Raw genomic sequence first — 21,188 nt, 5'->3', positions numbered from 1 at the left:
GCTAGTTCTCGATCAGGGCATTCAGCGGCAGCATGGTCGTCGACTTGATCTCTTCCATCGACAGCAGAGCCGTCACATTGTGGACGCGCACCTCGGAAATCAGAGTCTGATAGAACACGTCATAGGCGCGCGCGTTCTTAACCCGCACCTTGAGGATATAGTCGATATCCCCCGCCAGCCGGTGCGCCTCTTGTACTTCGGGGCGGTCCCGCAGGGCTTTGAGGAACTTTCGCTGCCAATCCGCCTCGTGTTCAGAGGTGCGGATCAGCACGAAGAACGTCGCTTCAAAACCAAGCGCCTCGGCATCCAATAATACCGTCTGCTGACCGATCACCCCGGCCCCTTTCAGCTTGCGGATACGATTCCAGACAGGCGTCTTGGAACTGCCGACGCGGGCTGCTATTTCGTCCAGCGATTGGCTGGCGTCGCGCTGCAGCTCAACCAGAATTTTCCTATCCGTGTCATCAATCCGCACTGACATTCCAATTTCTTCCTCGTTTCGAAACTTTCGTATCGCTTGACCAACACAGCGAAACATTTGTTCTTATTTATGCGCACATATGGCGCAATACCGGGAATATTTCCTATATTGAGGGTCAAGTCAAACCAACCCGGACCGAAACATGCAAGTGACGCAAACATATCAGGACGCAGGCCATGTCGACTTTGTCGGCGCAGGCCCCGGTGATCCCGAATTGCTGACGCTCAAGGCCCTGCGCGCATTCGAGCGCGCGGATGTTGTCCTGCATGACCGGCTGATCAGCGCCGAGGTGCTGGCCCTTGCCGGGCAAACGGCCGACCTGGTCGATGTTGGTAAAGCCGGGTTTGGCCCCTCGTGGAAACAGGAAGACATCGACGCGCTGCTGGTAGAGCACGCCCTGAAGGGTCTACGCGTTGTACGCCTGAAATCCGGTGACCCCACCGTATTTGGTCGTTTAGACGAAGAAATCGACGCCGTCGAAGCAGCTGGCATCTCGTGGCAGATTATCCCCGGCATCACCGCAGCCTCGGCCGCAGTTGCGGGCATCGGGCAAAGCCAGACCCGCCGCGGGCGCAATTCTTCGATCCGTTTCCTGACCGGGCACGACATGAAGGGGTTCGCCGATCACGATTGGAGCGCCCTGGCGCAGCCCGGTTCGGTGGCGGCGATCTATATGGGCAAAAAGTCTGCCCGGTTTATTCAGGGCCGCCTGATCATGCACGGCGCCGACCGGGCCACACCTGTGACGCTGATCGAAAACGCGTCGCGTCCCGATCAGCGCATATTGACCACGACGCTGGATCACATGTCCGCCGATCTGAACGCCTCGGACATGGACGGCCCCACCCTTACTTTTTACGGCCTTGCCCCCCGCCAGGCAGCCAAGGCCCTGACTGAATTCAAAAAGGAGCACGCCTGATGGCCCGCGCTTTTACCCCCAAAGTGGTAACCGCCAACGATCTGTTGGAAGGTGACGTCATCTATCTGACCGAGGACGACCGCTGGTCGCGTGAATTATCCGAGGCAGAGCTGATCACAGACGAAGCCCACGCACAGATCCGCCTTCTGGATGCCGAACGTCAGGCAGGCAAGATTGTCGGTGCCTATCTGGCGGATGCCATAGCTGGCGACGAAGGCCCAGAACCAACTCATTTTCGGGAAGACTTCCGCCGGACTGGTCCGTCCAACTATGCCCACGGCAAACAGGAAACTTCCCCGCAGCCCCGGGCCTGATCCCTGGCCCTCTCTCTCCCCTACATTGGCCCCAGGATCGGGGCTGCACTTAAGGACAGCTAATCATGTATCGCTACTCCGAGTTCGACACAGCATTTTTGGCAGAACGCAACAGACAGTTTCGCGCCCAGGTCGAGCGCCGCATTGACGGATCGCTGACCGAGGATGAATTCAAGCCGCTGCGGCTGATGAACGGCCTGTATCTGCAGCTGCACGCCTATATGCTGCGGGTCGCCATTCCTTATGGCACGCTGAACAGCGCGCAGATGCGCCAACTGGCCCTGCTGGCCGAGAAGTGGGACAAGGGCTATGGCCATTTCACTACCCGTCAGAACATCCAGTACAACTGGCCCAAGCTGAATGACGTGCCGGATATGCTGGACGCGTTGGCCGAGGTTGGCATGCACGCCATCCAGACCAGCGGCAACACCATTCGTAACGTGACCGCCGACCATTTCGCCGGTGCCGCCGCAGATGAGGTCGCCGACCCGCGCCCCTATGCCGAACTGCTACGCCAATGGTCGACCGACCACCCGGAATTCCAGTTCATGCCGCGTAAATTCAAGATCGCCATCACAGGGTCAGAGAACGACCGTGCCGTTATCAAGGCGCATGACATCGGCCTGCAACTGGTCGAGCGTGACGGCGTACTGGGTGCTCGCGTCATCGTAGGCGGCGGTCTGGGCCGTACGCCCATGATCGGCAAGGAACTGTCTGACTTCGTCGCGTTTGACGACCTGCTGGCGTATCTCGAAGCCACCGTTTCTGTGTGGAACCAGATCGGTCGCCGCGACAACAAGTACAAGGCGCGCATCAAGATCACCGTGCATGAGCATGGCATCGACGCTATCCGCGCCAAGGTCAACGAACGCTTCCTGCAGGTCCGCCCGCAGTTCAAAGGCGCGGATATGAACCTGCTGGAAGAGATCAAGAGCCACTTCGCTGCACCCACCTTCCGCGAAGCGTCGGTTGCGTCGTTTGAAGGTGCATACACCAACGATCCGGTCTTCCGCTCGTGGGTCGATACCAACATCGCGCCGCACAAGAATGCAGACCACGCGATTGTCACCATCTCGATCAAGAAGCACGGCGCAACGCCGGGTGATGCAACTGCCGAACAGATGCGCGTGATGGCCGATCTGGCAGAAGAGTTCGCCTATGACGAGCTGCGCATCAGCCATGAGCAGAACGTGATCCTGCCGCATGTCCACAAATCGGACCTGCCCGCGATCCATGCCAAGCTGAAGGAATACGAACTGGCGACCGCCAATATCGGCCTGATCAGCGACATCATCGCCTGCCCCGGCATGGACTATTGCGCTCTGGCAACGGCGCGTTCGATCCCGGTTGCACAGGAAATCGCCACCCGGTTCGAAGACCTCAAACTGGAGCATGATATCGGCCACCTGAAGATCAAGATCTCGGGCTGCATCAACGCCTGTGGTCACCACCATGTCGGCCATATCGGCATTCTGGGTCTGGATCGTGCGGGCGTCGAAAACTACCAGATCACTCTGGGTGGCGACGGCACGGAAAACGCCACAATCGGCGATCGTACGGGTCCGGGCTTTGCCTATGATGAGATCGTTCCGGCCGTTGAGCGCATCGTCGAAACCTTTCTGGAGCAGCGTGAGGGCGCCGAAGAAACCTTCCTCGAGACCTATCGCCGTGTCGGAATGACTCCGTTCAAGGCGGCCCTCTACCCCGAGGCGCGAGCGAATGCCGCTTGATCTGATCCAGACTGAACTGGGCCGGGATAGACGTGAACTGACCGAACGGGTCAGTGAGTTGAACGCCCGGTTCCGCCACCACAGTGCGCATGACGTGATGCACGGAGCAATGGAAGAGATCGATGATCTGGCTCTGGTCTCAAGTTTCGGTGCGGAATCGGTGGTGTTGCTGCATATGGCGGCCGTGGTCGACAAGATGACCCCGGTGCTGTTCATCGACACGCAGATGCTGTTCACCGAAACGCTGGAGTATCAGCAGGAGGTGAGCGAGCGGTTGGGGTTGCGAAACGTCAAGATCATCCGCACGGATGAAGAGGATGTTCAACGCGACGACCCCTATGGCGCGCTGCGTCTGCGGGACATGGATGCGTGCTGTAACCTGCGCAAGACCTTCCCGCTACAACAGGCATTGTTGGGATATGATGGCTGGATCACCGGGCGCAAACGGTTTCAGGCCGGGTCCCGCGCCACGCTTGATTTCTTTGAGGTCGAGGACGGCACAGGCCGGATCAAGGTCAACCCGCTGGCCCATTGGGCGCCCGAAGATGTGCGCGCCTATATGGAAGAGAACAACTTGCCCAGGCACCCGCTGGTGGCCAAAGGATACCCTTCGATCGGCTGTGCACCCTGTACTTCGCCGGTCAAACAGGGTGAAGACCCCCGCGCCGGACGCTGGCGCGATCAGAACAAGGAAGAATGCGGCATTCATTTTGTAGATGGCAAGATGATGCGCGCCGGAGAGAACACATGAACGTTATCGTAACCGATGAGGGGTTCGCCCCCGATGATTGGACTGATGGCTATGTCACGCTGGAAGACGCGGCCAATGATGTGGTCGCGCTGGATGTCAGCTCGGACACGGATCCGGATGAACTTGCCGAACGGCTGGGCAGCGCCAAGATGGTGCGCGTCGATTTCCCGTCCTTTGCGGATGGGCGCGGCTTTACCATCGCGCGGACCCTGCGCCTGAAAGGCTATACCGGTCGCTTGCGCGCCAAAGGCCATGTCTTGGCCGACCAGTATGCCATGGCGCGGCGCAGCGGCTTTGATGAGGTCGAGATTGAAGACACTCTGGCCGATCGTCAGCCCGAAGATCAATGGGTGGCTCGCGCCAACTGGCAGGACAACAACTATCAGGCCCGCCTGCGCGGCTAAAATCGCCTTTTGCAGCCTCAAATAGGAACGTAGGGGCAAGAGCCCCCTTTTCCTGACTTGGATCAAAGATTAAACGGAGATGTCGGTTTACTCCACCGGCAGTGAAACGATGACAGAGATGAAACCCGTGACCGAAGCAACCGCCGTGAAGGCCCCCGTTCTGCCGGACGCCCAGACTGTGACAGACGTCAAGCATTGGACTGACAGCCTGTTCTCATTCAAAGTGTCGCGCCCCGCGTCCTTGCGGTTCCGCTCGGGCGAGTTTGTGATGATCGGCCTGTTGGGTGACAACGGCAAACCCTTGCTGCGCGCCTATTCCATCGCCTCACCGTCCTGGGATGAAGAGCTTGAGTTCTATTCGATCAAGGTACAGGACGGCCCGCTGACTTCGAAACTTCAGCACATCAAACCAGGCGATCAGATCATCCTGCGGCCCAAGCCGGTTGGCACGCTGGTCCATGACGCCCTGCTGCCCGGTAAGCGCCTGTGGTTCTTTGCCACCGGCACCGGCTTTGCACCCTTCGCCTCACTGCTGCGCGAACCACAGACCTATGAGGATTATGATGAGGTCATAATCACCCATACCTGCCGCGAAGTGGCCGAGCTGGAATATGGTCGTCAGCTGATCGAAGACATTCGCCAGGACGAAATGCTGGCTGAGCTGATGGGCGAAGGTTTTGCGGACAAGATTCGTTACTACCCGACCACCACACGCGAACAGAGCCCCAAGATGGGCCGCATTACCGAGCTGTTGAAAGACGGCACAGTATTTGCCGATCTGGCGATTGAGGGCGGCATCAAACCGGAAACCGACCGTGCGATGGTCTGCGGGTCTTTGGCTTTCAACCTGGATATCAAAAAAATCCTCGAGGATTTCGGACTGCGCGAAGGCGCAAATTCCGACCCCAAGGAATTCGTCATTGAAAAGGCCTTTGTTGGCTAATCCGGTTTGCCGGTCTGATATGCGACATCAGATCGGCAAAAACGCGGGAATATCATGGGAAATTCACGCTGGTGGTCACTTATGCCGCTTGAATCGTCCCGCAGCCCAGTCTAAATTCCGGGCTTGAAATTCTGCAATCATCAAAGGAATGAACCCATAGCTCGCAGACCTCACAACGCGCCGCCTCAGAGAGACACCGGCCCGCGCGTCAATGATAAGATCCGTGCCCCCGAAATTCGCCTTATCGGCGCCGAAGGTGAAAATGTCGGGGTGGTTCATCCCGCCAAAGCCATGCAACTCGCGGACGAAGCCGGCCTGGATCTGGTCGAGATTTCGCCGAATGCAAACCCTCCGGTTTGCAAAATCATGGACTTTGGTAAATTCAAATACGAAACACAGAAACGCGAGGCCGAAGCGCGCAAAAAGCAAAAAGTCATTGAGGTGAAAGAGGTCAAGTTCCGGCCCAACACCGATACTCATGACTATGAAGTCAAAATGCGCAACGTGTTCAAATTCCTTGAAAACGGCGACAAGGTAAAAGTGACTCTGCGCTTCCGTGGTCGTGAGATGGCACACCAGAATCTGGGCCGTGAGCTGCTGGAACGTGTTGCCGTGGACACCAAGGAAATCGGCAAGGTCGAGAACATGCCCAAGATGGAAGGCCGTCAGATGATCATGATGATCGGCCCGCTGCCGCAGAAGTAAGCCCTGCGACAACTGCGTTATTCGAAACCCCCTCGGATTGAGGGGGTTTTATTTTGCGCTTCGGCTTTTGAGCCAGACCCTTGCGTCATTCACATCAAATGCCAGCGAAATCAGGTCAATAACCAGTAGAAACACCAGAAATTTCGCATATTCGGTCGCCAGTTCAGCCTCGCTTGCAAATGCTGCAATCACGACGAAAACCATTGGCACCCAACATATTAGATGCGGAAATGCCATCGCTTTGCTCATCCCTCGTGTCGCCAGCATGATCGGAAGATTCAATGCCATCCCACCGATTGAGAGTGCTGCGATTAGAATACCATTTGGCTGATCCAGATACGCCAGAGGTGCCAGATTGGTCGGGATGAGCAGCACCACCAACCAGATCTGTACCCAGGCGGGCAAGTCACGAAAACTCTTCCAGATGTCGACAATCATCATCGCTCCTTCAGGAATTAACCTTTTGTCGATACCCTATTGAGTAAAAAGAGAAGGTCAGATCAAAAGAGCGTCAGATCGCGGCTTTGAGTGCAACCCCCAGCTTTTCAACCAATTCATCAATCTGTGCGTCTTCGATAATGAAAGGCGGCGCCAACAGAATATGGTCGCCACTTCGACCATCGCGCGTGCCAGACATGGGGTAACAGATCAGACCAGCGTTTAACGCCGCCTTCTTGATCTTGCCCGCGAGACCAAGTGAGGGATCAAACGGTGTTTTTCCGGCCCGATCCGAGACCAGCTCGATACCGCGGAACAGCCCGCGGCCCCGAATATCGCCGACATTAGGGTGCTCGCTGAACGCAGTTTCCAGCGCATATTGCAGTCTATGCCCCATAAAATCGGCGCGCTGGGGCAGTTGTTGGCTCGTCAATTCCTTCAGCACCGCCAATGCCGCCGCAGTTGCCACCGGATGGCCGACATAGGTATGCCCGTGCTGGAAAAACCCTGACCCATTTTGGATCGCCTTATATATCCGGCTCGTACACAACATTGAGCCGATGGGTTGATAACCCGCCCCCAAACCCTTGGCGATGCACAGAATATCCGGGGCAATTCCATCGTGATCGCAGGCAAACAAATGCCCGGTGCGCCCCATACCGCACATGACCTCATCGAGGATCAGCAAAACGCCATATTGATCACAGATTTCACGTATGCGCCTAAAATACCCTTCGACCGCCGGGACCGCCCCCAGCGTTGCCCCCACGACTGGCTCGGCCATAAACGCCATGACGGTTTCAGGGCCAAGACGCAAAATTTCGGCCTCCAACTCGTCGGCCACCCGTTGACCATAGGCGTGGCTGCTCTCACCATCTTGCTTTTCGGCATATTCGTAGCAGGGCGCTATATGGGTCATTTCGATCAGCATCGGTGCGAATTGCGCACGGCGCCAGGCATTTCCCCCCGCTGACAAGGCCCCCAAAGTGTTTCCATGATAGCTTTGGCGGCGCGCGATGACGTGGCGGCGCTCGGGCTGACCGATCTCAAGAAAATACTGCCGCGCCAGTTTGATGGCGGCCTCTGTTGCTTCGGACCCTCCGGATACGAAATAAACGCGATCCAAATCCCCGGGCGCATGATCAATCAGAAGGTCCGCAAGGGCTTCGGCAGGTTCGGACGTCATAAACCCGGTATGCGCAAAGGCGATCTTTTCAACCTGGCTTTGAACCGCCTCGATCACCGCCCGGTTTGAGTGGCCAAGACAGGACACAGCAGCATCACCGCAATCCAGATACCGCTTACCGTCAGCATCGATCAGATAGCAGCCTTCGCCGCCAACCGCGACTGGCAGCTGAGATTTCGTATGGCGTGGGAAAACGTGGCTCATGATCTATCCTCTTTCAATCTGGCGACAAGAGCCGCGACTGAGGCGGCGTTATTGTCCCAAGTGTCTCCGTTCCGATCTGCGATGCTGTTTTCAAATCCGACCCGGACATCACCGCCCAAGGACGCCGCATGTACCAGACAGTCATGCTCTTGTTTTCCAAAGGCACAGATCATCCAGGGCGAATCCCCGTCCGGAAACGCATCCAGATCCGAGGGCTTTGATTCCTGATCAGTCCGATAGCGCCCCAGAACAAGCAAACGGTCGGATTGCTGTTCGCGCACAACACCACGCTTTTGCCACCTTGTTAATAGGGCCGCATCTTCAGCGTCGTAAAGAATATGCTGAACCCGCGTCCCCTGATCCGCGCAAAGACCATAGATCCGGTCAGCCAGATCGTTATCGCGCGCGATTTCGCGGACCGAGATCGACGCCCAAGCCGGTCTAACCTTCCTCAGACATTCGAACTGGCTGCTTACATCAAAAATCCCTGCCGCCTCGGTTGTGATCTGGATGTCCAGGGCAGGAACCCTCCGCCGAAGTTCGGCAAGTGTTTCCAGATACTGTCCCGCGTCCAAAGAGTGACGGCCTTCTGTGTCCCGAATGTGCAGATGAAGACCGGCCGCACCGGCCTCATGGCATGCTCTGGCCGCTTCAAGAATTTGCGAGGTTGTGACAGGCAGGGCTGGGTGATCTGCCGCACCTCGGCGCGCACCATTGGGCGCCGCCAGAATGTAGGGTTCAGATTTCGACCGATGCTGTGACATTCCCTGCCCCCGATTACCTGTTGCCGCATCTATGCAAGCGGCCTATGTTTTACACTTCCTTCTTTCATAACATATGTTTTTTCATGACAGAGACCCAACGCCAGCTGACAGATAACTTGAGGAAAAACATCGACCAGATGCCGCCCAGACTTCAGGCGGCAGCCAAATACATCGTGGATCACCCCGCGGATTTTGGCCTCGACCCGATACGGGTAACTGCCGAGAAGATCGGTGTCAGTGCAAATGTCCTTGTCAGGCTTGCCCAGTATATGGGCTATGGTGGGTTTCAGGCCTTTCGCTCTCCGTTCCGTCAAAATCTGGCGACGGATAACGAAGAATTCCTTGGCCCTGCCTGGCAAACCCACATGCACGCTGAAGGAGCCCATGGTCAACTTCAAGCCAAGCTTGCCCGCAACGAACAGAATGTCGTTGTCAGGTCGCTGCGATTGATGAGGCCCGACACAGCGCATCTGGCCATTGAACATATACTCGGGTCCCGCCGATGCTTCGTAACAGCCACTCGTGCGAGTTACGCGCTGGCCTATTATTTCTCCTATAACGGGCGCATGGCGCACCCGGGCATTCAGTTGATCCCCCGCCACATTGGCTCGGCCACTGATGATCTGCTGGACGCGGATGACAAGGATTGCCTGCTGGCAATCACCGTAAGCCCCTATTCGGCCGAAACGATAAAATCCGTGAGGTACGCCCGGGAAAAAGGACTTCGGGTCATCCTGATCTCGGATAGCGAAGTCATTGCGCCGGGTGTCGACCCGGATGTCGTCTTTACCGTCAGCACAAGGTCACAACATCACACCTCGAGCTTTGCCGGTGTCATGGCTGTGTTGGAATGTCTCATCGGCCATTTATTTGACGCTGGTGGCAAAACAGCAGCGCACCGCGTTGAGGCCTATCAAAAGGCGCGCGAAGATACCGGGGCCTATTGGCAGCCAAACAAGCTTCCGAAAATTCGCCGAAAATAGAAAAAGCCCCGAGGGACACACCCCGGGGCTTTGCGACTAAAAGCCGATTTAATTACATGCAGGCCAGCACAGCCCGCTTGGTCATCACACTGACCAGATGCGCGCGATACGCTTTGCTGCCATGAAGATCGCCGATCATGTTGGCCGGGTTGATGTTCAGCCCCATCAACGCGTCCGGTCGGAATTCAGTATTCAGCGCCTGTTCTGCTTCGGACCAGCGGAACACCCCATCCTCGCTGGCGCCCGTGACCGCCACACGCACACCGTCGGCGAACCGGGCCAGATAGACACCCACCAACGCAAAGCGCGAGGCTGGCTGCAAGAACTTCTGATAGCTCGCGGCCTGTGGCACCGGAAAGCGGATGGAAGTGATGATCTCACCCTCATCCAGTGCGGTCGAGAACATGCCATCAAAAAACGCATCCGCCGCAATCTGACGGGCGTTGGTCACGATCGTGGCCCCGGATCCGAGCACACCCGCCGGGTAACAGGCCGCCGGATCGTTATTCGCAACCGAGCCGCCAATCGTGCCGCGGTTGCGCACCGCCGGATCACCGATCTGACCGGCCAATGCGGCCAGCGCCGGGTATGATCCCGCTGCCTCTTGAGCAACAAATGCATGCGGCGTTGCGCCACCAATAGAAACCGACCCGTCATCCCCAACACAGACGCCCTGCATTTCGGGAATTCCGCTGAGCGAGACGAGTGCCGATGGCGCCGCCAATCGTTGTTTCAGCGTCGGGATCAGGGTTTGCCCACCACCCAACGCCTGCGCATCCTCAGCCCCTAAAGCGGCAACCGCGTCGGCTATGGTCGAGGGTTTCTCAAATTCGAAATTGTACATTTCGTCTTCCTTTCCGAAAGGCGCTGATCCGCCCTTCATCTGGCTATAAATATCTCGGGGAGCGCGAGGGGTTGACCCCTCGCACCCCAACCTCTCACCCGTGCATCGCGGTCCAGACACGCGATGGACTCACCGGCATATCGATATGATCGATGGCTTTGCCGCCTGAATTCAACGCATCCAGCACCGCGTTGACCACCGCAGGTGGTGAACCGATTGCCCCGGCCTCACCACAGCCCTTCACACCCAACGGGTTATGCGTACATGGCGTCTGGCTCGAGTGGTCCACCGCATAGAACGGCACATCATCGGCACGCGGCATCGCATAGTCCATGAAGGATGCGCTCAGCAGCTGACCGTTTTCGTCATAGGCACAGTTTTCAAGCAATGCCTGACCGATGCCCTGACCGATGCCGCCATGCACCTGACCATCCACGATCATCGGGTTGACGATATTGCCAAAGTCATCAGCGGCAGTGAAGGCTTCGATGGTGACCCGGCCGGTTTCGGGGTCAACCTCGACCTCACAGGCATAGGCGCCAGCCGGGAAGGTAAAGTTGGCTGGGTCATAAAAGGCGGTCTCCTCCAGCCCGGGCTCGACCTCCAGCGGAAAGTTATGCGGCACATAGGCCGTCAGGGTGACATCACCCCAGGCCACCGACTTGTCGGTCCCTGCCACGCTGAACTGACCATCCTTCAGCTCGATATCAGCCTCGGACGCCTCCAACAGATGCGCCGCGATCTTCTTGGCCTTGTCGATCACTTTCTCAGTTGCCTTTACCATCGCCGATCCACAGACCGCCAAAGACCGCGAGCCATAGGTGCCCATGCCAAACGGAATCTTCGACGTGTCGCCATGCACGATCTCGATCATCGACTCGTCGATACCGATCATGTCCGCCACAACCTGCGGGAAGGCCGTTTCATGCCCCTGCCCGTGGCTATGGGCACCTACCATGACGCTGATCGAGCCGGTGGCATTCACCCGCACAGTCGCCGCATCATACAGACCCGCACGGGCCCCCAGCATGCCAACGATGTTCGACGGCGCGATGCCGCAAGCCTCGATATAACAGTTGACGCCCAGACCCCGCAGCTTGCCCTTGGCCTCGCTTTCAGCGCGACGCGCGGCAAAGCCCGCCAGATCAGCAGCGGACTCAAGCTTGTCCATCGTCCCATTATAATCGCCTGTGTCATAGGTCAGCGCCACCGGTGTGTCATAGGGGAACTGGGTGATGAAGTTCTGCCGTCGAAGGGCGATCGGATCGACACCCAGTTCACGCGCTGCCTTGTCCACGACCCGCTCCAACTGGAACGTCGCCTCAGGACGGCCCGCGCCGCGATAGGCATCCACCGGGACCGTATTGGTGAACATCGCCTTGACGTTGACCTGAATGACCGGCGTCTTGTAGTTGCCCGCCATCAGCGTCCCGTGCAGCCATGTCGGAACCGAGCTGGAGAAGGTCGACAGATACGCACCCATATTTGCATAGGTGTTGGTGCGCAGACCGATAAAGTTATTGTCCGCATCCAGCGCCAGTTCGATCTGTCCGACATGGTCGCGCCCATGCGCGTCAGACATGAACGCCTCGGACCGGCTCGAGGTCCATTTGACCGGGCGGTTACAAGCCTTGGCGGCGAAGGTGCAGAACGCCTCTTCGGCATAGTGGAAGATCTTGGTGCCAAAGCCGCCACCCACATCCGGCGCGACCACGCGAACCTTGTGTTCGGGCAGGCCCAGAACAAAGGCACACATCAACAGGCGGATCACATGCGGGTTCTGCGACGTGGTATAAAGTGTGTATTCTTCGGTGCCGCGGCTGTACTCGCCCACCGCCACACGCGGCTCCATCGGATTGGCAACCAGACGGTTGTTCACCAGATCCAGCGTGGTGACATGGGCCGCATTGGCAAAGACCTCATTGACCTTGGCATCATCGGTTTCGCCCAGCTGCCAATCATAGCAGATGTTGTTTTTCAGATCGTCATGGACCAGCGTCGCGCCTTCTTGCGCGGCGGCCTTCATGTCGATCACGGCGGGCAGCTCCTCGATATCAAGCTCGATCGCCTCAGCCGCGTCGCGGGCCTGTTCCAGGCTGTCGGCGACCACAGCAGCAATCGGATCGCCCACATGGCGCACTTTGCCCTGTGCCAAAATGGGATGCGGAGGTTCCTGCATCGGTGCGCCGTGCTTGTCGGTCACTTCCCAGCCACAGGGCATGCCGCCCACGCCTTCGAAATCCTTGCCGGTAAACACTTTGACCACGCCCGGCATGGCCTCGGCAGCAGAGGTGTCGATGCTTTTGATCCGGCCATGCGCGATGTCGGACCGCAGAAAATGCACATAGGCCTGGCCATGCACGTTGATATCGTCGGTGTAATTGCCTGCTCCGGTTAAAAAGCGCACGTCCTCGCGCCGTTTGGAACTGGCTCCGATGCCACTGTCTTTGGGCATTGCTTGTTCTCCTCCCTGAAAAAGAATTTTCGTCGAAAATTCTTTACGTCGGTATTACTCGGCAGCGATGCCGCTTACGTCCTGGCCCGATGCGGCCATGATCGCTTTGACAATGTTGTGATAGCCTGTGCAGCGGCACAGGTTGCCTTCCAGATACTTTCGAATCTCGGCTTCGCTCGGGCGCGGGTTCTCTTTCAGCAAGGCGGCGGCGCTCATCACCATGCCCGGCGTACAAAACCCGCATTGCAACCCGTGATGATCCTGAAACGCCTGCTGAATCACGTTCAAAGACCCATCCTCAGCGGCCTGGCCCTCAATCGTGTCGACCTCGGACCCGTCCGCTTCCAGCGCAAGCATGTTGCACGACTTCACCGCCGCGCCATTCACATGAACAACACACGCCCCACATTGCGCCGTGTCACATCCAACATGCGTTCCGGTCAGCGACAGATGATCACGTAAAAATCCAGACAACAACGTCCGACCCTCAACCTCACCGCTAACAGACCTCCCGTTCACGGTCATGGTGACCTGTGTCATAAGTTCCTCCCATGTCATATTTTTCTCTGTCGAGTTAAACACGGGACTTATTGTTTGAGAACAAAAATTTCGCAGGGCGCCGTTTAGGACAGATCACAATGCCGAACAAAGCGGCCTGATCTGGGTCTTAAATTGATGTCAAACGCCTTACCGCTTGATAGATGCGCGTGGCTGTGGCCGGGTCGGGATTTCCTTGAGCAATCCACCGACCCCCATGCCTGCAATATGCGCCGCTTTCGTTTCAATCCCGCAAGCCACGCGCGACAAAACCCAATCCGCACCGTTCAGTGCGGGAGAGCGCGCACACCCCGGCAAACCGATTACAGGTCTGGCGTCCAGCAGACCGGTGAACAACAGGTTGCCCGGATCTACTGGCATTCCAAACCGATCCACCTGACCGCCTGCAACACGAACAGCCTGCGGCGCAACATCATGCGCATCCGAAGTTGCTGAGCCCGTCAAAATCAGGATAATATCCCCTTTGACGCCCGTCAATGCAGCAGACAGCGCCTGAATCTCATGTGGCACCACCCGAATGTCATCCAAACCCATACCCAGGGCTTCGACACGCCCTCGGATTGCGGCAATACCCTTGTCGTTCGAAACACCTCCGGGGATGTCTGTGACGATCAGGCCAGCACTGCGAAACACCGGGCCAGACAGGCGCACCGCCCCTTGTGCCAGCGCCGAGGCACGCACCACATCTTCGCCGGGAACGGCATAAGAAATGACTTTGATCGTCGCCACCATCCCGCCTGATCCCATCTGTTGATATTGGGGAACTGTGGCCACGGTAATCATTGGGTTAACCAAGTTGAACGCTTCCAGCGCCTGTACGTCCAGAACAGTGACTCCGGGGCCTCTCGCCAAGAGGTTAACGCGCCCTGTGAACGGCTCGGTGACGCGCAATCCCACGGTTGCCGGGTCCGGGGCCAAAGCCTCTGCCAACCTCCGGGCAGCGTCGTTTTCGTGACAATCACCGGGTTCCAGCTGCGCAACAGTGACCGAGGTCAACCCGGCGGCGGCCATTTCATCCAGATGAGTTTGCGTGAGCAAGAGGCCCTTACGCAGCTTTGTGTCTTGGGCTTTTACTGAATGCGCCAGAATTGCACCGGCGGCCTCGCGCAGAGGAACCGAGCCAAACTTCATGCTTTGCCCCGCAACACCGCAGTCATTTCGGCCAATATTGAAATCGCAATTTCCGCGGGATCGGCGGCGCCGATATCCAAGCCTACGGGACCGTGAATCTGTGAAATCTGCTTTTCAGTAAATCCGGCTTCTTTCATCCGGGTGACGCGTTTCGCATGCGTTCGATTAGACCCCAGCGCCCCAATATAGAACACACCGGCTCTCAGGGCTGCCTCTAACGCGGGATCATCCAGTTTTGGATCATGGGTCAGCAAGACAACAGCCGTTCGCGCATCCATTCCAAGCTTTGCAACGGCCTCATCCGGCCAATCCGTCAGCACGGTTTCCTGAGGGAATCTTGCGGCGGTTGCAAACGCATCTCGCGGATCCACAATCGCAGGGTCGTACCCCGCAATTCGCGCCATCGGGACCAGGGCCTGAGCAATATGAACGGCCCCGACCACTATCAACCGCAAGGGCGGATTGTGGACCGAAACAAATGTCTTCGCATCCTCTTCGAAACCGGACCGGTCCATGCGCATGCGTTCGGGATAACGATCGCGCTGCAACGCACGATGGCCGGATTCGATATTCACCTCATAAGCCACAGGCTCGCGCTGCGCGCGTGCAGCGACCAGATCGCGCAATATGCTTTCAGGAAGGACCGATCCAATAGGTTCGACCAGTACCCGAATTGTTCCGCCACAGGCCAGCCCGACCGCAAAAGCATCTTCGTCACTGACCCCGAATTCAAGTAGGCGCGCTTCACCCTCTTCGATCGCTTCCAACGCCTCGACGACAACCGCACCTTCGACACAGCCACCCGATACTGACCCCTCAAAGCGGCCATCACCTGCTATCACAAGCTGAGCACCAACACGTCTGGGGGCACTGCCCCAGGTCTGAACAACCGTAGCCAGCGCAACTGGCTTTCCCGTTTCATACCAATCCAGAGCAGTCTCGGGGCTGTTGTCGAATCTGTCCATATCGCCCTCCTGGCGTTTCCCGCACCAACATAGGCAGGTTTGGCAGGATGAAAAGTAAGCCATCTGGCTAACTCATGGGCCTTGAAAGAAAATCCAAATGCTATGCAAAGCCCCGCGGGTTTCAGCCGAACATCCCAAGCATTGATTGCCAGCCCTCCCGATTCTGACCTAAACGCGGATCATGCGCAGCTGTGACGCAGATTATTTTCAAAAGGAGACAGAGACTTGAAACACATTATTACACTCGGATCAGTATTGGGAATGCTAGCGGCGACAGTGGCCAGCGCAGATACCTTCCTTCGCTATGGCGAAGTGGACGGATGGAAAATCTTCATCGACGAAGACAAGAAATCCTGCCTGATCGAAGCGGTCGATGACGCGGAAAACGTGGTTCAGATGGGCCTGACCGAAGACCGCGGCGTGGGATATGTTGGCGTATTCACCAAAGCTGAAACCAACATCAAGCGTGGCGAAACCGAGGCTGTGGCGATCCTGCTGGGCGAAAACCTGTATCTTGGAGAAGCCACCGGCATGAAGGGCAACATCACCAAAGGCTATTCGGGTGGCTATGTGCTGTCGGATGACCCCAAGTTTGCCGAAGACCTTGCCAAACAGAAAGTTATGGTCGTGTTCCCCGAAAAGGAATTCGCCTTCACCGTTGATCTGACCGGTACGTACAAAGCGATGGAAATGGCGCGTAAGTGCAACGAAGAACAGCTTGGTTGAGACCTACTTCGAAAGCGCGGCCATCAACCGCGCTTTCTCACCCATGTCATCCGGTTTTGAGATGACTTTGGCCAGATCTTCCAGCGACGCAATGGAATGACCGGCCCGAAAGCTGTCAACATGGGGAAGCATCGCCGCCACCCCCTGCGCTTTTGGCGCAAAGCCATCCCAACGCAACAAAGGGTTCAGCCAGATCAAACGGCGGGCTGACAGATGCAGGCGCTGGATTTCTTTTCCAAGCACCTCGGGTTCGCCCCGATCCAGACCATCCGTAATCAACAACACCACCGCACCCTGCCCCAGAACCCGACGCGACCAGTCACGGTTAAAAGCGTGCAGGCATTCCCCGATCCGCGTGCCACCCTCCCAATCTTGCGCCTCGGCCCCTGCCGCCGACAGGGCAGCATCTACATCGCGTTGGCGCAGGTGCCGGGTGATATTCGTCAACCTCGTGCCGAAGGTAAACGCATGAACCTTGGCCCACCCCGCGCCCTTGACGTTTGAAACCGCATGCAGGAAATGCAGGATGATACGAGAGTACTGGCTCATAGATCCTGAGATATCGCAGAGAACGACAAGGTTCGGCCACCGTTGTTTCGGCTTCAAATACGCGATGTCCCGCAGTTCACCACCCTGCCGCACGGATGCGCGCAGCGTGCGGGCGCGGTCGATCCGATGCCCAAGATGGCTGGCTTGGCCTCGGCGCGACTCGATTGGTTTTACCGGCAATTTGAGCTGTGCCAGAATGCGCTTGGCCAAAGCAATTTCTTCGGTGCTCATTTGCTCAAAGTCTAGATTGCGCAACCGTTCTTCCGAGGACGCGGTCCGCGACGCATCTATCTCCAGCTCAGTTTCTTCCTCGATGTCAGTGTTGTCAGGCAAGTCCCGTTCGACGCCGTCCAGCAGAGCCTCGGCCGCGCGTTTCTCTGCAGCTTCGGCCTTGCGCTCTTCCTGAACGCCGCGGATCGCGGGCAGCATCATGGACATCATGTGTTCCATGTAACGTGGGTCGCGCCAATACATGCGGAAAATCTGCGCAAATACTGCCCGATGTTCGGGTCGGGTCACGAAACAAGCGTGCAACGTCCAGTAAAAATCCCGCTTTTCCGAGAAGCCCGCAACCTGAACCGCCCGGATCGCATCCACAACCCGCCCGGTGCCAATCGGCAGCCCTGCCTTGCGCAAAGCCCGCGCGAAATGAGTGATATTCTGCGCCAGTTTTGGGTTGTCGGGGATTTCGAGAGGGAGCTGTTCAGCCATCAGGCAGGTTCCAGCGACGCCTTGGCTTCATCCAGAATGCGTTTCGCCTCGGACCCTTGCAGTTGCTGGATATCGTCCTGATATTTCAGGATCGCTCCCAGCGTGTCGCCGATCACTTCGGGGCTAAGGTTGATGACGTCCAGCGCCAGCAGGCATTTGGCCCAGTCGATCGTCTCGGCCACGCCTGGTTTCTTGAACAGATCCTCTGTGCGCAGGTGTTGGACAAAGGCGACGACCTCTCGGCTTAGCGCCTCGGCGACCTCGGGTGCGCGGGCGTTCAGAATTTCAATTTCACGGTCAAAATCCGGGTAATCGACCCAATGGTACAGGCAACGGCGTTTCAGGGCGTCATGCACCTCTCGCGTTCGGTTCGATGTAACGATGACAATCGGTGGCTCCGGCGCTTTGACAGTGCCCAATTCGGGGATGGTGACCTGAAAATCGCTGAGCGCTTCCAGCAGGAAGGCCTCAAACGGTTCATCCGTGCGGTCAAGTTCATCAATCAACAGGACGGGTGCCCCGTTTTCATCCGGACGCATGGCCTGCAACAACGGACGCTCGATCAGGTAGTCGTCAGAAAACAATTCGGTCTGCAACGAACCCCGGTCAGCGCCGCCCGAGGCTTCGGCGGTTCGGATCGCAACCATTTGCGCCGGGAAATTCCATTCGTAAACCGCCGAGGAGGCGTCCAGCCCTTCATAACACTGCAGGCGGATCAGGCGACGGTTCAGACCAGCGGCCAGTGCTTTGGCGATTTCTGTTTTTCCGACGCCTGCCTCACCTTCTAGAAATAGCGGGCGGCCCAGTTTAAGCGACAAAAACACCACTGTCGCCAAGGCCCGACCGCAAACGTAACCCTGTGAGCCCAGCATTTGCTGCACGGTATCAATGGAATCTTGCTGCGTCATGGAACCCTCTTTCTTTCGTTGCTTAACAGGTCATGCAAGCGCGGGGGCGTCAAGGCCCCGGCCCCGCCACCCAGACGCCATCGCGGCAGAGAGGTGAAGTTTTTGCACCAGATCCTCACGGTTTGGTTGGTCTTTGGCCGAGGCTGTGCTAGCGGGTGCGCATGACTGATACGCTGACCATTCGCCGCCCCGATGACTGGCATCTGCATTTGCGCGATGGCGCCATGTTGCAGGCCGTTCTGCCCGAAACCGCACGCCATTTTGCCCGTGCGATCATAATGCCGAACCTTGTTCCGCCAGTTGTGCGCGGCGATCAGGCCGCCGCATATCGCGACCGCATTCTGGCCGCCCTGCCCGAAGGCATGCCGTTCGAGCCGCTGATGACCTTGTACCTGACCGAAGACACCGACGCCGAGGATGTCGCCGCAGCCTATGCAAGCGGGCTGATCAAGGCCGTAAAGCTGTATCCCGCAGGCGCAACCACCAATTCCGCCTCGGGCGTGCGTGATTTCGACAAGGTCCGCCCGGTGCTTGAGAGAATGGCTGAGATCGGTCTGCCGATGTGTGTCCATGGTGAAGTCACCGATGCCGAGGTCGACATTTTCGACCGCGAAGAGGTTTTCATCGATACGATACTTGATCCACTGCGCCAGGCGACTCCTGGTTTGCGGGTCGTGATGGAACACATCACGACGGCTCAGGGTGCGATTTATGCGCAATCCGGTGGAGATGATCTTGCTGCAACAATCACGGCCCATCACCTGATCATCAACCGCAATCACATCCTGGTGGGCGGGATCAAACCGCATTACTTCTGCCTGCCCGTGGCCAAGCGCGAGACCCATCGCCAGGCTTTGTTGAGCGCCGCAACTTCTGGGATGTCTTGCTACTTCCTTGGCACCGACAGCGCGCCACACACAGATGCAAACAAGGAAATGGCCTGTGGCTGTGCGGGATGTTTCACCGCCACAAACACCATGTCCCTGGTGGCCGAGATGTTTGACAAAGCGGATGCGCTGGACAAGCTGGAAGGGTTCACATCATTGAACGGACCTGCGTTTTATGGCCTGCCGGTGAATAAAGAAACCATCACCCTTACCAAGGGCGACCCCGTTGAATATCCCGACAAGATCGAAACTGACGACGGCCCGGTAACAGTATTCGAACCCGGGTTCCCCTTGCACTGGCGCGTCGTCTAACGCGCCAGCATTTTCGCCAGATCACGGGTGCGGCCACCGGTACGCAGCATCGACCAGATCGCGTCTGCGTCCTCGGCACCGATCAGCTTGGCCGCCTTGCTTCTGACCCGGTCTTCCCGGTCGGCCAATGTCATAGGGCCAAGCAAATCGTGGCTGGCCTGTTTACGTGCCCCATCGCGGCGCAGCAAAGACAGATCCGCTTGAGTTTCAGACAGCGACTCATCGGCTTCGACTGAAATCCGGTCCCGCAGCGATTGCAGGCGCCTATCCGCACATACCTTATCCGAAAAACTGTCTGGCAAGGCTGTGTCATATCCCAGCGCTTGCATAGCAATAACCGTCCGGTAGGAAAACTTGGCCCCCAACTCGGTGGTCGGAGAGGTTTGATTACACACTGTCATCCAGCGCGGGTGGGTCCTGATCCTGATCTCGGCTACTTCGGGCTCTGCAATATCCAGGTCACGTGCGGCCTCTAATGCGGCGTGCAACCCATGACAGCAGGCATGAAACTTATGGCTTACATCTTTGAACAGCCACGTCTCTCCGATTCCATCCAGAGCAGCGGCCTTTTCGGACTGACCCATATGGGTTGCACCAAAACCATAGGGCCCCTCAAGCGCATCCGAGTTGGGATCAAACCCCTTGGACACCAACAGCGCAGCCTCAACCCCTGCAGCGGCAGCTAGCCCGGCATTATAGGGCTTTCCCATCGTGCCGAAATGAGCTTTCAGCCCTGCGGCGCGGGTGGCAGCCAGACCAAGAACCCGGCGCATCTTTTCCGTATCGAACCGCAGCACCCGGCCAGCGGCGACCGCCGCACCAAAGGCACCTGACGTCGCGGTCTGATGGAACCCGCCCTGGTAATGCGCACGCCCCAGCCAAAGCCCTACGCGGATCGAAACCTCCATCCCGACAAGAGCGGCCTCAAGGACATCGACAAGAATCCGGTCGTCCCAATCACAAAGGGCAAAGGCCGCAGGCATAACCGCGACCGAAGGGTGCCCGATATGCGCAAAATGCGTGTCATCATAATCCAAAGCGTGGGAAATGGTTCCGTTAACCAAACCTGCTGCTCTGACGGGAGCCAGCCCCCCACCAAACAGATGGGCCTGCGGGTTGCCTCCTTCATCCAGAACCAGTGCGCGCACGGTCTGAGATACGGGTTCGCTAACACCGACGCGGCCAACAGCCACCCAATCCAGCGCAGACAGAGAGGTTACAAGACGGGCCTCTGACGAGGTCGCAACAGGCCCCGAGGCAAAATCGGCCAATGCTGTGGTAAAATCAGTCATGTGGCGCAGTCTAGCAAGCGCCGCTTTC

The 21,188-nt window shown here is 57.7% G+C and carries 22 protein-coding genes; 10 read left to right on the top strand and 12 right to left on the bottom strand.

All coding sequences use genetic code 11. From position 1 onward, the window contains the following. Window position 1: 1 nt before the first annotated feature. Window positions 2-481 carry an Lrp/AsnC family transcriptional regulator gene (locus AC2FH6_RS01605; RefSeq protein WP_142634084.1) on the bottom strand — a complete coding sequence of 160 codons (480 nt, stop codon included), beginning with the start codon at window positions 479-481 and terminating at the stop codon, window positions 2-4. Between the two features lie 142 nt (window positions 482-623). Here AC2FH6_RS01605 and cobA point away from each other — a divergent pair, with 142 nt between their 5' ends. From cobA to infC, 7 genes are all read left to right on the top strand, one after another. After that, a complete protein-coding gene (gene cobA, locus AC2FH6_RS01600; RefSeq protein WP_496700917.1) occupies window positions 624-1,400 on the top strand; it encodes a uroporphyrinogen-III C-methyltransferase in 777 nt (258 codons plus the stop codon). Further along, window positions 1,400-1,714, top strand: a complete 315-nt coding sequence (locus AC2FH6_RS01595; protein ID WP_142634089.1) for a DUF2849 domain-containing protein — start codon at window positions 1,400-1,402, stop codon at window positions 1,712-1,714. The genes cobA and AC2FH6_RS01595 overlap by 1 nt, the downstream gene beginning before the upstream one ends. A gap of 65 nt (window positions 1,715-1,779) precedes the next feature. Further along, on the top strand, window positions 1,780-3,444 hold the full coding sequence (locus tag AC2FH6_RS01590; protein WP_496700915.1) for a nitrite/sulfite reductase: 1,665 nt from the start codon (window positions 1,780-1,782) through the stop codon (window positions 3,442-3,444). Further along, complete coding sequence (locus tag AC2FH6_RS01585; RefSeq protein ID WP_496700913.1) at window positions 3,434-4,195, top strand: phosphoadenylyl-sulfate reductase; 762 nt, start codon at window positions 3,434-3,436, stop codon at window positions 4,193-4,195. Before AC2FH6_RS01590 ends, AC2FH6_RS01585 begins: the two co-directional genes overlap by 11 nt. Further along, a complete protein-coding gene (locus AC2FH6_RS01580; protein ID WP_496691318.1) occupies window positions 4,192-4,599 on the top strand; it encodes a DUF934 domain-containing protein in 408 nt (135 codons plus the stop codon). Before AC2FH6_RS01585 ends, AC2FH6_RS01580 begins: the two co-directional genes overlap by 4 nt. A gap of 109 nt (window positions 4,600-4,708) precedes the next feature. Beyond that, window positions 4,709-5,542 (top strand): ferredoxin--NADP reductase, encoded by an 834-nt coding sequence (locus AC2FH6_RS01575; protein ID WP_496700434.1) that lies wholly within the window; start codon window positions 4,709-4,711, stop codon window positions 5,540-5,542. A 123-nt stretch (window positions 5,543-5,665) separates the two neighbouring features. After that, on the top strand, window positions 5,666-6,247 hold the full coding sequence (gene infC, locus AC2FH6_RS01570) for a translation initiation factor IF-3 (protein ID WP_246097134.1): 582 nt from the start codon (window positions 5,666-5,668) through the stop codon (window positions 6,245-6,247). Between the two features lie 48 nt (window positions 6,248-6,295). Here the strand turns inward: infC and AC2FH6_RS01565 are convergent, their stop codons facing one another. From AC2FH6_RS01565 to AC2FH6_RS01555, 3 genes are all read right to left on the bottom strand, one after another. Next, window positions 6,296-6,688 carry a hypothetical protein gene (locus AC2FH6_RS01565; protein ID WP_496700911.1) on the bottom strand — a complete coding sequence of 131 codons (393 nt, stop codon included), beginning with the start codon at window positions 6,686-6,688 and terminating at the stop codon, window positions 6,296-6,298. Between the two features lie 70 nt (window positions 6,689-6,758). Then, window positions 6,759-8,075 (bottom strand): aspartate aminotransferase family protein, encoded by a 1,317-nt coding sequence (locus tag AC2FH6_RS01560; RefSeq protein ID WP_496700909.1) that lies wholly within the window; start codon window positions 8,073-8,075, stop codon window positions 6,759-6,761. Next, window positions 8,072-8,839, bottom strand: a complete 768-nt coding sequence (locus tag AC2FH6_RS01555; protein ID WP_496700907.1) for a beta-keto acid cleavage family enzyme — start codon at window positions 8,837-8,839, stop codon at window positions 8,072-8,074. Before AC2FH6_RS01555 ends, AC2FH6_RS01560 begins: the two co-directional genes overlap by 4 nt. A 44-nt stretch (window positions 8,840-8,883) precedes the next feature. Between AC2FH6_RS01555 and AC2FH6_RS01550 the strand changes: the two genes are divergently transcribed. Next, window positions 8,884-9,822, top strand: coding sequence for a MurR/RpiR family transcriptional regulator (locus AC2FH6_RS01550; RefSeq protein WP_496700905.1), 939 nt, complete (start codon window positions 8,884-8,886; stop codon window positions 9,820-9,822). A gap of 52 nt (window positions 9,823-9,874) precedes the next feature. Here the strand turns inward: AC2FH6_RS01550 and AC2FH6_RS01545 are convergent, their stop codons facing one another. From AC2FH6_RS01545 to AC2FH6_RS01525, 5 genes are all read right to left on the bottom strand, one after another. Further along, window positions 9,875-10,666, bottom strand: coding sequence for an FAD binding domain-containing protein (locus AC2FH6_RS01545; protein WP_496700903.1), 792 nt, complete (start codon window positions 10,664-10,666; stop codon window positions 9,875-9,877). A gap of 94 nt (window positions 10,667-10,760) precedes the next feature. After that, window positions 10,761-13,121: a xanthine dehydrogenase family protein molybdopterin-binding subunit gene (locus AC2FH6_RS01540; RefSeq protein WP_496700901.1), complete on the bottom strand. Its 2,361-nt coding sequence runs from the start codon at window positions 13,119-13,121 to the stop codon at window positions 10,761-10,763. A gap of 54 nt (window positions 13,122-13,175) precedes the next feature. After that, window positions 13,176-13,661 carry a (2Fe-2S)-binding protein gene (locus AC2FH6_RS01535; RefSeq protein WP_496700899.1) on the bottom strand — a complete coding sequence of 162 codons (486 nt, stop codon included), beginning with the start codon at window positions 13,659-13,661 and terminating at the stop codon, window positions 13,176-13,178. A 147-nt stretch (window positions 13,662-13,808) separates the two neighbouring features. Further along, entirely contained in the window at window positions 13,809-14,810 is a 1,002-nt protein-coding gene (locus AC2FH6_RS01530; RefSeq protein ID WP_496700897.1) for a molybdopterin-binding protein, read from the bottom strand. Next, window positions 14,807-15,775, bottom strand: a complete 969-nt coding sequence (locus AC2FH6_RS01525) for an XdhC family protein (RefSeq protein ID WP_496700895.1) — start codon at window positions 15,773-15,775, stop codon at window positions 14,807-14,809. The genes AC2FH6_RS01530 and AC2FH6_RS01525 overlap by 4 nt, the downstream gene beginning before the upstream one ends. A 225-nt stretch (window positions 15,776-16,000) precedes the next feature. Here AC2FH6_RS01525 and AC2FH6_RS01520 point away from each other — a divergent pair, with 225 nt between their 5' ends. Then, window positions 16,001-16,501 (top strand): hypothetical protein, encoded by a 501-nt coding sequence (locus AC2FH6_RS01520; protein WP_246097135.1) that lies wholly within the window; start codon window positions 16,001-16,003, stop codon window positions 16,499-16,501. 3 nt (window positions 16,502-16,504) lie between these two features. Here AC2FH6_RS01520 and AC2FH6_RS01515 read toward each other — a convergent pair whose 3' ends face one another. Both AC2FH6_RS01515 and AC2FH6_RS01510 read right to left on the bottom strand, forming a co-directional pair. After that, a complete protein-coding gene (locus tag AC2FH6_RS01515) occupies window positions 16,505-17,761 on the bottom strand; it encodes a vWA domain-containing protein (protein ID WP_496700893.1) in 1,257 nt (418 codons plus the stop codon). Beyond that, window positions 17,761-18,669: an AAA family ATPase gene (locus AC2FH6_RS01510; RefSeq protein ID WP_271946832.1), complete on the bottom strand. Its 909-nt coding sequence runs from the start codon at window positions 18,667-18,669 to the stop codon at window positions 17,761-17,763. The genes AC2FH6_RS01515 and AC2FH6_RS01510 overlap by 1 nt, the downstream gene beginning before the upstream one ends. A gap of 161 nt (window positions 18,670-18,830) precedes the next feature. On the opposite strand from AC2FH6_RS01510, the gene pyrC reads away from it, so the two are divergent. Then, on the top strand, window positions 18,831-19,868 hold the full coding sequence (gene pyrC / locus AC2FH6_RS01505; protein WP_496700891.1) for a dihydroorotase: 1,038 nt from the start codon (window positions 18,831-18,833) through the stop codon (window positions 19,866-19,868). Here pyrC and AC2FH6_RS01500 read toward each other — a convergent pair. Beyond that, complete coding sequence (locus tag AC2FH6_RS01500; protein ID WP_496700889.1) at window positions 19,865-21,160, bottom strand: MmgE/PrpD family protein; 1,296 nt, start codon at window positions 21,158-21,160, stop codon at window positions 19,865-19,867. The genes pyrC and AC2FH6_RS01500 overlap by 4 nt on opposite strands. Window positions 21,161-21,188: the final 28 nt, after the last annotated feature.

It is taken from the genome of Ruegeria sp. CDSC045 (genome assembly GCF_059610725.1).
This window is presented reverse-complemented; position numbering and strand designations above follow the sequence as displayed.